Origin of the sequence: Clostridium ihumii AP5 (genome assembly GCF_000612845.1) — a bacterium.
GTDB lineage: Bacteria > Bacillota > Clostridia > Clostridiales > Clostridiaceae > Clostridium_J > Clostridium_J ihumii.
Genome location: NZ_CCAT010000044.1, coordinates 78,013 through 91,291, shown reverse-complemented (window position 1 = coordinate 91,291; position 13,279 = coordinate 78,013). Strand labels below are relative to the sequence as shown.

9 protein-coding genes are annotated in these 13,279 nt (G+C 27.6%); all 9 read right to left on the bottom strand.

What is annotated here, in order from left to right; genetic code table 11:
* Positions 1 to 153: 153 nt before the first annotated feature.
* Complete coding sequence (locus BN346_RS07770) at positions 154 to 1,209, bottom strand: hypothetical protein (protein WP_040327636.1); 1,056 nt, start codon at positions 1,207 to 1,209, stop codon at positions 154 to 156.
* Positions 1,184 to 1,915 carry a hypothetical protein gene (locus tag BN346_RS07765; RefSeq protein ID WP_040327635.1) on the bottom strand — a complete coding sequence of 244 codons (732 nt, stop codon included), beginning with the start codon at positions 1,913 to 1,915 and terminating at the stop codon, positions 1,184 to 1,186. Before BN346_RS07765 ends, BN346_RS07770 begins: the two co-directional genes overlap by 26 nt.
* Before the next feature lie 29 nt (positions 1,916 to 1,944).
* On the bottom strand, positions 1,945 to 2,709 hold the full coding sequence (locus tag BN346_RS07760) for a hypothetical protein (RefSeq protein WP_051540159.1): 765 nt from the start codon (positions 2,707 to 2,709) through the stop codon (positions 1,945 to 1,947).
* Positions 2,693 to 3,064, bottom strand: coding sequence for an AbiJ-related protein (locus BN346_RS20480; RefSeq protein ID WP_051540157.1), 372 nt, complete (start codon positions 3,062 to 3,064; stop codon positions 2,693 to 2,695). Before BN346_RS20480 ends, BN346_RS07760 begins: the two co-directional genes overlap by 17 nt.
* 17 nt (positions 3,065 to 3,081) lie before the next feature.
* Entirely contained in the window at positions 3,082 to 4,830 is a 1,749-nt protein-coding gene (locus BN346_RS07755) for a UvrD-helicase domain-containing protein (RefSeq protein ID WP_040327633.1), read from the bottom strand.
* A gap of 1 nt (position 4,831) precedes the next feature.
* Positions 4,832 to 6,907: an ATP-dependent nuclease gene (locus BN346_RS07750; protein ID WP_040327631.1), complete on the bottom strand. Its 2,076-nt coding sequence runs from the start codon at positions 6,905 to 6,907 to the stop codon at positions 4,832 to 4,834.
* Positions 6,908 to 6,929: 22 nt separating this feature from the next.
* The gene (locus BN346_RS07745) at positions 6,930 to 7,463 is read right to left on the bottom strand and encodes a Tn7-like element transposition protein TnsE (protein WP_040327629.1); all 534 of its coding nucleotides are present in this window, start codon (positions 7,461 to 7,463) and stop codon (positions 6,930 to 6,932) included.
* 1,137 nt (positions 7,464 to 8,600) lie between these two features.
* Positions 8,601 to 10,427, bottom strand: coding sequence for a glutamine--fructose-6-phosphate transaminase (isomerizing) (gene glmS / locus BN346_RS07740; protein ID WP_040327628.1), 1,827 nt, complete (start codon positions 10,425 to 10,427; stop codon positions 8,601 to 8,603).
* A 1,170-nt stretch (positions 10,428 to 11,597) separates the two neighbouring features.
* Positions 11,598 to 12,944 (bottom strand): phosphoglucosamine mutase, encoded by a 1,347-nt coding sequence (gene glmM, locus BN346_RS07735; protein WP_040327627.1) that lies wholly within the window; start codon positions 12,942 to 12,944, stop codon positions 11,598 to 11,600.
* Between the last annotated feature and the right edge of the window lie 335 nt (positions 12,945 to 13,279).

The following is a 13,279-nucleotide window of genomic DNA, read 5'->3' as shown; positions in this document are numbered from 1 at the left end:
TGCCTAAGATAAATTTTAATTTATCTTAGGCATGTTGGTTTAAAATAAAGTTTGATTATAATATTTATCTTCTATAATTTTTGTAATTATATTTTTGAAATAAAGTTTGATCATTTTTAAGAATTATCTTTAATTTACGATGCATACATTATTCTAAATATCATATGAAAGTGCTTCTAATTGCCCAAACTCTTCAATAGTTAAACCTAAAATCGCTGCTACTACATAATCTATAACCATATATCTTAATAGGCCATTCATTTCTGTTAAGCCATTCAAATTTCTCACAAGTAATATATCCGGATTTTCACTACCAAAATTAAACTTTGGAGTTATAATATCTAACAACTCCCTAACTTTTATGTTATCTGCAATTATAATATATTTATCTATATGAAAAAATTTCTCATTAATATAGTAATTTTTCATTATTTGAAACACTACTCCCAGAAAATCATTTTCATAATTCTCCGTGTCTAGTATTTTAAAATTATTGTATTTTTTAAAGTATTTATCAATATCATCACCTGAGATATTTTTTTTATAATTAAATGGCTTAATTGCATAAAATACATACTTTTCAAAAGAATCTCCAACCATCTGTTTCATAAATTGATCTACAATCGCTTTTAAGTTTATGTTGTCTATAGTAAATGTCCTAAATTCTTTGTATTGATTTATTTTCTCTTCAACTGCATCACAAAAATACTGATAATCTACTAAAACAATATTATGATAATCTTCTATTATTTCCTTTATATCCTTAACTAGTGATTTATTAAAATCTCTAAATTCTGATTCACTAAATTCGAAATCATATTCCATATACTTACATCTATCAATAACATCTTGATTGTTACATTGTTTTAACATTTCTTCATGAGGAATATAACCTAAGGATTTGACTTCCATTTCTACTACTGAAAGCATTCTTGCATCATGACTATCATACTTTATAAAATGATTATTAAAGTCTGGTCTGAAAAGATACGCATAATCTGATTTTTTTTCATCTCTTCTTACATATCTTCTAAAATGAATGTTATGTAAATATCCATTAGTCTCCATAAAATACATTACATTATACTTAAAAGAATAAAACACATAGTAAAATGCATTTTTGGTATTAAGGGCTTTTATAATTCCTCTCCTTTGATATAAATCATTCCATATTTCAATATCTTTAAATAATTCCTCTTGTTGTTCCATCTAAATCAGAAGAAGAAAAAACACTATTAAATCTATTTATAACAGACATTGATTTAATCTCTCTAATGTCATCCTCTAACAAACAATATTCAATATCTCTAAACCATTTCAATTGTTTATCAAGAAGAATTCCACTTATTACTCCTCCAACCCCAAGTCCAAATGTTTTATTCCTTAACATATAACATTGAATAATACTAATAACTCCTGCCAAATAGTATTGCTTGTCCATTTGATCCCTATAAAACTTATTAGCAATAGATTGAATATCTTGAGATAAATATGGTATATCCTTACCTATTCCAATCTCAATATAATTATCTTCTTTAAAGCTTCCTTTTGCAAACTTATATATATGATTATCTATAGCATCTGAGAAAATAAAAATCATCTCAACATCATATTCATTATAACTATTTTCTATGACATTCATTAATTCCTTTATATTCAATTCACTAGCAAGACTGTATATATTTTCTATTATCTCTTTACATTGACTAATATTTCCTGCATATGCTATAGCAAAATTTGAGGTTATCTTGTAAATCTTCAAAATACCTTCCTGAACATTATAATTACCATATAGCCCCTGCACTTCACCAAATGTATTAATTTTTGATTCTACTTTATCAATTTTTGCAGATATTGCAGCATCTGCAATCATGTAAATAGTTTTATCTTTCGTCCATGCCACACAATAAGTCATATTATCTCCCCTCAACAGTAAATTTGATTTTATAATACATTATGTTTAGTAAATAACTTATCAAAAAAATCTTTTACTAACATACTAATTTTATTATTGTAGTCTTCTTCTGACATATTACCCTTAAAAAATTCATACCCACCAAATCTATATATATCATATCCTAAAAGCTTTAATTTTCTATCCATCTTCACCATGTCAGAATATAACCTTGGTGAAGAAATATCTCCTTCTGAATAATGTTGTTTTCCGTCTAACTCAATAACAATTCTCTCTTTATTTGATAATAAAATTAAAAAATCCATACGTTGTCTTTCTATTCTTTTTTGTCCTTTTAGTTCTATTAAAGTATATGGATCATAATGTAAATATACTTGCGGAATTAATGCTGGTAATTTTTCATTTAAAATTGGATGATAAATATTATAGTAGCAACTAAAAAATTTCTTTTCAATATCATTCAATGACTTATTTAATCTTTCATATAAACTTTTTTCAATATCATGATTATCAAATAAAACACTAAGTTGTTCTCTTCCCCCCCACCAATCTATCAATTTATTCCACGTCAATCCTTTACTAGTTATAGCTTTATCATAAACCAAACAATATTCTTCGTTTTTAATAATCCTAATATTGTTTGTTAAGGCATCTTCAATAATTATCTCAGGCTTAGGTCCATCTGCGGAAAAAATAAGATTTTTTATTTTTCCTTCAACTCCTCTATTAACACATTTAATTTCGTATACTCCACATCCTGAAATCTCATCTACCTTTTCATAATTTATAACCATCTCTTATTAGATAACTATCTATTTCATTAATTATTTGCAATTGCTCATCTTCTTCTCTAACAATAGGATGAACTATTTGCTCTAAAAACTTAAGGAAAATACTTATATCACAACGATTTAACCCAATATATGTGTTAAGTAAATAATATAAATCCCAATCATCGTTATTCTCCATATGTTGCCATATATCACCAGACGCATTTTTAAATCTCCAATCTGATGATGACATATTATCTAAATCCCAAATACGCTTCAAAAAATCAATCATATCTATTTTCCCAAAAATACCATAGCCTAATTCTTTTATTAATTTATCTATAATTTTTCCTTTGGTAACATCTGATAAACCTAGCATATACATCTCCCCTTCAATCAAATTCTTTCAATACTAAATCTATATTTTTTATGAATTATTTTTTCATCTTCATCTGACAACTCGTCTAATTGAAAAAATAATCTTTTTTCAGCTCGACTTAAAGCAACATAAAAAATTCTCTGTTCCTCTTCACTTTCCAAATCCGGATTAACAAGCATTGATAATAATTGTTTATTACCAATTATAAACACATTCTCATATTCTGCTCCCTTTGCCTTATGAATAGTTATATTTTTGCTCTTATCTTCTATAATATTTACACAAAGTGCCATGTCCATATATGGCGTATCATTATATAAATCTTTTATTGCACCATTTCTAAATCCTGATAATTTAAAACAGTTTTCATGCTTGCTAAGTATTAAGTAAAACTCCATAAGTGATTTCTGAGAGTATAAAGTATAGTAATTCAATGCATAACTCAACATTTCTAAAGCTATTTTTTTAGTATCTGGCTTACTTTTATATATCCATTCTATTTTCTTTAAAGCCTCTTTAAAATTTTGATTTCTAGCTAATTCTACAGATTTAATAAATGAAATTATATATTCTTTACGCTGACTATTACTATCAATCCTATCAAGCTTATCAAATAACTTATTATTAGATGCAGTTCCTTCTAACCTAGCCTTCATTATATTAGATGTTATATTATCACGTGAAAGCGAATATAATGTTTCTTCTCCACACAATGCCTGTGCTCTATTAAAAGCTTTATTTCTATCGCCTATATACAATTTAATAACCGAACCTACATATGATCTTTGAGGAACTTGTTCTAAATCACTACGTATCTTATTTAATAAATCTACAATCATTTTATCACTTCTATGATTTTCCTTTATAGTATGCTTACAATCTTTTTTTATTTTAAAACCATTGAAAAGCTTTACTTCAGCTCCTGAAAATCCATATATTGACTGTGCTTTATCACCTATTATTCCAATTATACTTTCATCTTTTCTTATCTCATTGATAATGTATGATTGAATTGGACTAGTATCTTGAAATTCATCTATGAAAAAATATGGATATTTTGCACGTAATACCGATAATATAAATGGATATTTCTGAATTAAGACTGCAGAAAAAAATAATACATCTTCATGGTCTAATATTCCGCTTCTCCAATAAAACTTTTTATATTCAATAAATTTACTCTTAAGAATATCCAAATTACTCTTTTTAATACCTGTTCCTTTATCATTCTCATAATCTACTGCTTTTGTATTATCAAATACCCATTCAATATTTCCTTTACTTTCAGTACATTTAGCAGTAATAAGCCAACTTTTCAGTGCAGCAAAACATTGTGGTAATTTCAAAATCTGATTTTTAGTATTAGGATTTTTCAAATCATCAAACTCCCCATTTTCTATCCACTTTCTAGCAATAGAACCATTAACCATAGGATCATCATGACCATTCAGTTTTTCTGAAGATACTTCATATTCCTCAGGAATAAACGAACTGTACGGTTTAACAATGTTATTATAAAGAAAACTGTGTATTGTAGAAACTTCTGTTTTTAATGATGCTCCTTCTCCAAGACGTTCTAGTATCGTTTCAACTGCTGTATTTGTATAAGTAATACAAGCAACCTTCCTTGAAGAATATAACCTTTCCGAATTTTTCATAACATTATTTATATGATTTACTAAAAAACGTGTTTTCCCTGCTCCTGGACCAGCTTCAATTTTAAATTCTTTTTCTATATCTAAATACATATCTGCATTAATTATCATATTACTCACGCACCCACTTAATAGCTTTTGCTATATATTCAGGAACATGAAATTCCTGATATTGGTTTTTCCCCTTAAGTAATAAGTTATCTTTCAAATCAGCTGCTAATTCCAACGCATTTTCTCCTTTTCCTACAGAATTCAAATACCTTGAAGCAATAATTGCTTTCTTTTTTTCTTCTTCATCCCATGACGACGCAATTATTCCACTCTTTATTCTCTTATTTTCATCACTTTTATTTAAACTAGAAATCAACTCATCTACTGATTTTGACAATAAAGATTTCATTAATTTTTTTAAACTATCATTATTAGAAGTTGAATCTGTTACCAGCATAGTGCATTCGGGATTATCATGTGCAAGTTGATATTCTAATGTTTTTCCATATTTAATATCTTGCGAAAACGCTTGAATATTAGGATGTTTATTTTTCCCATATTTATTTATTAGATCATCATTATGTTTATAATCATATTGATTTTCATCTTGTCCATATTCATAGGGATAACATTTTTTAAAGGAAGATCCCTTAACAACTTTATCCTTTCTAATTGGATCAATATCCGTTATACATGCTACTTTACGATTAATTGCAGTCTCATTTCTTCCATCAAATAAATTCAAGAAATGTTCAAAATACCTTCCTCCAACATCAATTACTGCAACATGGTGATCCTCTAAAGAAATTCCCATATATTCCGCAAAAATAGGTATCAAAAGCAATTCTGCTATTCCTTCAACTAAAATAATTTTTTCTGCAAATAACATATTTGACTTTGTTGCATCAAAAAATCGTTGTACATACTTTTTGCTTTTTTCATTAGTAATCTCTACTCCATCTACTATATTAATAAAAGCTTTTCCTGGATATGATACATTAGATTTATTCTCTTTCTTATACATGCAAATTAAATCATCTAATTCAGATGCAGCAGTAATAAAAGTAGAATGAGTAGTTATAAAAATCTGTTTTACTTTTCCATCATGTATATTCTTTTTCAAAAACTTCATAAACTTATCCTGCATAGTTGGATGCAAATGAGCCTCAGGTTCTTCAATAATTAGCATTGGAAAAACCTTTGCATTACTTCCTAAATACTTTCCATCTGAATCCACTTGCATTTTTGCCAACAACAAAGACATAAAAATTAAATTATTATATCCCAACCCATTTCTAGATACTGGAATTGTCATTCCTGTTTCTTGTTTTACAATAAGTTGCAATACAGAATATATCTCACTTTCTGTTATTTTACCTGAAAAACTTGGCTCTGATTTATCAAATGAAGCCCCTATATCAGAAGCATATGATAATATTTCTTTATTTCCTGATGCTAACCTAATCTTAAGCTTTTCAATTAAATCATCTGCAGTATTCGAGAATTCTCTTTTTCTTAATTGTATTTGACTTCTTTGGTCTTCCTCAGTCATTCCTTTATTAGCCTTAATTTCATAATCCATAAAAAAGTCTATTACACTTTTCAATAAAGTATTTTTTCCACTAAACATATCTCTTTCAACATCACGTATAGCATTTAGAAATTGATAATCAAATTTATTAATACTTTCATTGCCTATGCTAATCTGATTTGCAGGATTACCAACCAAAATTTTATATGTATAAAAACGTATAAAATCAGCATTTATCATTTTCCACACATCATCTACACTTGTTAATGATTTAACTCTTTCCATATAATAATTATCTTCTGTCGTTGGCAAAAAAAATTCATACTGAATCTGAGCTTCATATGGTTCCTTTAGTGATACCAACCAATCACTTACTGTTACTAACTCATCACCCATTAAATTTTCATTTTGGGACTGTTTAAGTAATACTGTTATCTGTATTGTTGGAGACTTTTCTTTCAACTCGTCTAATTGAATTTCATTAGAAAAATCTTCTACATCCAATTGTTTCCTTGATGATTTGTCGAATATTAAACCAATTGAAGATAATAAATTAGACTTTCCTGCATTATTATGACCAATAATTACATTAGTGCCTTCATGAAAATCTATTGATGCTTCTTTTAAATTTCTATAATTTTTTACTTTTACATTAGCTATATACATTCTAACCTCCAAGTTATCATAATTATTTTTCTAAATAGGTAGATTTGCTATGTCTCTTTCTATTAACCTTAATCCCCATTCTACAAACATTATTTATAACATTGTTACTCCATATCCCACTCTCATTTACAACTCCATAAAGTAATCTGTTATAAATCCATTTCCAATTGACCTTATCTTGTACCTTTAAAACTAATATAGATAATGATCTTCCTTCTCTTTCAATATCAATAATGCTTCTTTCTGTACCATCAATCATAGTAATTTTTCCTATTGCATACTTTCTTCTTGTCTCTCCATCACTCAATGTTGAAAAAGCTCTATAACCTGGTAACTCACCAACAATAATTTCAACATTAGGTTCTTTTTTAAGCTGCTTTAGCATTTCTATAAAATTTTCAAGGTCTCCCTTAATACTTGTTTTATCTAAAGAACTAAATTCAAGTCTTTTTAATAATGCTTGTCCACCTTCATCTGCAATAGTCCTAAGACTGTTATTATTAATCAAGCATTTCTTTGTATTTACATCTTCTCCTTTTCTTTGCGATTTTCTCACACTTTTTACTTTTTATATATTTAGTAAGATGGATGATAACTATTTCTTTATATATATTAATTATTTTCTTATCTACACCTAGTATTTCTGTACTTTTCTCCCTAAATAATATGTTTAGTACATAATTATTATTTCGTATATAAAGTAACTTTCTAAGAAGACATTTATACAATCCTATTTTTAAAAATCTATTATTTTCTTATTTTTACCATACTAAATCTTCTAATCTAATTAACTATACTTTATATTGTCTTTGCTTAATTTAATCCCTTAAATATAAGTATCTCTTCATCCTAATTATTATTTAAATTAAAATGTATATAATATTTGTCTTTTGATAATAACCCAATCTAATGTAATTTTTCTTTTTCCATAAGAAAATACAATAAGTTTGATTAAAAACAATTATCCTCATAGAAAAGAAGAGAAGAACAATGAACAAAACTAAAATTAAATGTCCTCGCTGCCATAATTAAAAACTTATTATTATCTATATACTACTTTAAAATCGCATTTTTGTAAATATTTTGAATTATTTTATCACTTTTAATCTTATATTGTTGAAGAATTTAAATAAGCTATTCATTAAAAATTGAATTAGAAAATCTTATGGATTTTTATTTAATTTTTAGGACCTAATCCAAGGACGGATTAGCCACTGCACCAGACATGACGTCGCTTCAGTGGGTAGTCATAAAATTAAAGAAAAAGATATTTAGAGTTTCTTTGAAATTTTTACAGATTAGCGTTTTAAATTTCTTCATCATTATTTATATATTTTCAAAGTTAAAAGTTAAGTTATTGCTGTTTCAGTTTAAAGTTATAGGGAAACAAGCTCGAATTCAAAACTATTTTTTTAGCTGTAAATATATTGCTTTCAAAAGTAATACTCACTTTAAAATTATTCAGAGCTAGTCTCACTCTTAAGGGTATCCAATTTTGGGAACTAATAATTATGAAGATGAACTTGGAACCCTATATAGTTAGTGTACTTGAAAGTAAATATTAAAACTAGATTTCCAGTTTATTTAATGATTTTTCATTAAATTTACAATTCAAATTAGTTGAATACTATATAAAAAAACTGACTAAGATAAACTAAAATTTATCTTAGTCAGTTTTATATATGATTTAATATTATTCAACTGTTACTGATTTTGCTAAGTTTCTTGGTTTGTCAACGTCACAGCCTTTTGCTATTGCCATGTAGTATGAGAATAGTTGTAGTGGAATTACTGCTACGATTGGAGCTAATAAGTCCATTACTTTTGGTACATATACTACGCTGTCTGCTGTTTTCTTAACTTCTTCGTGTCCCATTTGAGCTACAGCATAAACTTTAGCTCCTCTTGAAACAACTTCTTGCACGTTGCTTACCATTTTATCAAATAACTCTTCTTGAGTTCCTAATGCTATTACAACTGTTCCATCTTCTATTAATGCTATTGGACCATGTTTTAATTCTCCAGCTGCATAAGCTTCAGCATGAATATAAGATATTTCTTTTAATTTTAAAGCACCTTCTAATGCTACTGCATAGTCTACTCCTCTACCTAAGAAGAACATGTCTTTTTCATTTTTAGTAGCTTCTGCTAATGCCTTAACTTCTTCTTTGCAGCTTAATGCTGTTTCAACTTTATCTGGAAGGTTTAACATTTCTGTTTTTATTTCTTCTAGTTTCTCAGTAGATACAGTTCCTTTTTGCTCAGCAAAGAATAATGCGATTATATACATTGCAGTTAATTGAGTTAAATAAGCTTTTGTTGATGCAACAGCTATTTCTGGTCCTGCTAATGTGTATAATATATCATCTGCTTCTCTTGAAGCTGTACTTCCAACTACATTTGTAACAGCTATTACTCTAGCACCTTTTTCTTTTGCAAGTCTTAATGCTGATAATGTATCTGCTGTTTCTCCTGATTGGCTTACTATTATCATTAATGAGTTTTCATCAATGATTGGATCTCTATATTTAAATTCAGAAGCTATATCAACTTCTACTGGTATTCTTGCTAATTTTTCTATAGCATACTTTCCTACTACTCCAGCATAATATGCTGTTCCGCAAGCAACTATATAAACTTTATTTAATTTTTGTATTTGCTCTTTTGTTATATTTATATCATCTAATTTTATTGGCTGACCTACAGCTATTCTTGAAGCCATAGTATCTTTTACAGCTTTTGGCTGTTCGTGTATTTCTTTTAACATGAAATGTTCAAATCCACCTTTTTCAGCTGCATCTGCATCCCAAGTTACTTTATATATGTCCTTTTTAATTTCAGTTTCATTAGCATCTACTATTTTAACGCCTTCTTTTGTTAAAATAACAAACTCTTTATCATTTAATAAATAAACATCTCTAGTTTCAGCTAATACTGCTGGTATATCAGAAGCTACAAAGCTTTCTTCTTTTCCAAGTCCAACTATAAGTGGGCTGTCTTTTCTTACTGCTACTAACTTATCTGGTTCATTTTTAGCTATAACTCCTATAGCATAACTTCCTTCCATTTTTTCAGTAGCTTTTATAACAGCTTTTAATAAATCTCCTTCATAGAAGTAATCTACTAAGTTTGGTATTACCTCTGTATCTGTTTGAGATTTAAACTCGTATCCTTCACTAGTTAACCACTCTCTTAGTTCTAAGTAGTTTTCTATAATTCCGTTGTGAACAACGCTTATTGTTTCTGTTTTATTTGAATGTGGATGAGAATTTACATCTGATGGCTGTCCATGTGTTGCCCATCTTGTATGACCTATACCAACTAATCCGTGTATAGGATTCTCCTCTAATTTATTTTCAAGATTTTTAAGTCTACCTTTACATTTAGTAACTTTTATATCTCCATTTTCTATTATAGCCACACCTGCTGAGTCATATCCTCTATACTCTAACTTACTTAGTCCTTGAACTAATAATGGTGCTGCTTCTCGATTTCCAAAATAACCTACTATTCCGCACATAATTTTCTTCCTCCAATTATATCTAATATTATTAATCTCATAGGTGTTTAGATTTATTATTTACACAAAACATGAAAAATAACAAAAAAACTACCTATATAAAAAAGGTTTTAACACCTGATTGATGTTGTCACAAAAATCACTTCTTGCTTTTACCAATCTTTAACGGTAGTGCGATACCGTGGGGCACCCGCCGAAGATTCGATTCTCCCCATCCTCGTCAACTTAGATTATTTATAATTTCATTTAAAACATACCTTATCGTAAACACTTCCAAGTATGTCATGATAAAAAAAATTTATAAAAAAATAAGTCCTGGCGCTTTAATTAGGCTTATTTAACATAACTAAACCTCAATTTATTATATTCAACGTCAATATAATGGTCAATGTTATTTTTTACCATAAAGTTTTTTAGAGTAATTGTTATATTTTTATTTATATCTTATATTTATAAATATTCTGTATTAATATTATTTTATAATATTAATACTTTTAATTATTAAAGCATTAATGCATACTATTTTATATATAATGTGCATAACTTTGTGGATAACTCATTAATTGTACACATTATATCATTTATTTAATTCTTAATAAAACAATATAAGAAAATTTATTAAACTTTTCTCATCTCCTATAACTTCTAACACACCTCTTCTATTTTTCTAATATAACCCTTTGTAAACTTTGTCATTTTCTAATATAAGGTTCCAAGCTCGGATCAAAAATAATATATTTATCAAATGATACTAACGATATTACAGTTTATTATGATATCATGTTGAGAACCAAGTAAAAAGTAAGAGTGAAAAGTTAATAGTTATGGTAAATATTACTCACTTTGTTCCTAATATTTTAAACTAGAAATACTTAAAAACTACGTTTTTATATTGTTTTTCACTAATTTGCTCTGCAAATTATTATAAAATTTGATTTTTAAAAACTGAGACATCAGTTTTATCATTCATTGTTAATTGTTCATCGTTAATTGTTAATTTTGTATAGCACTTTCTCAACTGAAACATAAATAACTTAAAGTTTCAACTTGTTTTCCTATAATAACATCTAATTTGTAACAAATAGTAATCATATGTTGCTGTAAATTCATAAATCTTAGATTTTCTTGCAATATAAAAAACCTTGCAAACTACTGCAAGGTTTTTTTATATTAATTTGCTTTTTGTTCTATTAATTTAGCTAAAGCATGTGCCATTTCATCTAATTCATTTTGATTTTTTCCCTCTAGCATTACTCTAACTAGTGGTTCTGTACCTGATGGTCTTATTAACACACGACCTTCACCTTCAAGTTTCTTTTCCATTTTTGAAATTTCAACTTTTATTTCTTCATCTTCATTATGAATGTTTTTCATTGAATTTGGAACCTTTGCATTAACTAATACTTGTGGAAGTTCTGTCATTGCTGATGCAAGTTCACTTACTGTTTTTCCACTTTCTTTAACTGTTGCTGCTAATTGAAGTCCTGAAACAAGTCCATCACCAGTTGTATTATAGTCAAGGAATATAACGTGTCCTGATTGCTCTCCACCTATGCTATATCCTTCTTTTTTCATTTCTTCTAAAACATATCTATCTCCAACTTTAGTTTTAACAGTTTTTATATTATCTTCTTTTAATGCTATATCAAGACCTAAATTACTCATAACTGTAACAACTACAGTGTCTTTATGTAATTTCCCTTGAGCTTTTAAGTGTTTAGCTGCTATAACCATCATGAAATCTCCGTTTATTAACTTTCCATTTTCATCTACAGCTAAGCATCTATCTGCATCACCATCAAAAGCAAGTCCTAAATCACATTTATTTTCTACTACAAATTTCATAAGTCCTTCTGGATGAGTTGATCCACAATTTTTATTTATGTTACATCCATCTGGTATATTATTTATAGCTAGTACTTCAGCACCTAATTTCTTTAGTGCTAATTCTGAAGTTTTATATGATGCTCCATTTGCACAATCTATAGCTATCTTTAATCCTTTTAAATCGCCCTTTACAGTTGATACCGCAAAATCAACATAGTCTTGTGTTGCATTATCAACAACTACTTTTTTACCTAACTTTTCGCCTGTAACAACTTCTATTCCTTCAAAATTCTTTTCTATTAATGCTTGTATATTATCTTCTAATTCATCACTTAATTTAAATCCATCTTTATTAAAGAATTTTATTCCATTGTACTCAACTGGATTATGTGATGCTGATATAACAACTCCTGCATCTGCTCCATATTTTCTAGTTAAATACGCTACTGCTGGTGTTGGAACTACTCCCACACATATAGCTTCTGCACCACTAGATAATATTCCAGCTACTAATGCACTTTCAAGCATATCTCCTGAAATTCTTGTGTCCATACCAACTAATATTTTAGGTCTATGTAATGTATTTGTTAATACATATGCACCTGCTTTTCCTAACTTATATGCAAGTTCAACAGTTAACTCACTGTTAGCTATTCCTCTAACTCCATCAGTACCAAATATTCTACTCATAATAAGAAACCTCTCCTCTTTATATTCTTATTCATTTATTATATTTTTCAAAGCACTCTCACAATTTATTCTATGAAAAATTTGGATAACATAAATTAAATATATTCATATATATGAACTTTAAATAAAATCCCTATATTAAATGAATATATTTTTATATTATTAATGTAATTTAATCTTCAGTTTAATTAGTAACAAATAAATTACAATACTCTAGAATTTATTCTATACTAAAATATAAATACATAACTTATATTATAATATAAATGTTTGTAATCTACAATAAACGAAGGATTTTATACTACTAATAAAAAAAGTAGCACAATTTTTATTAA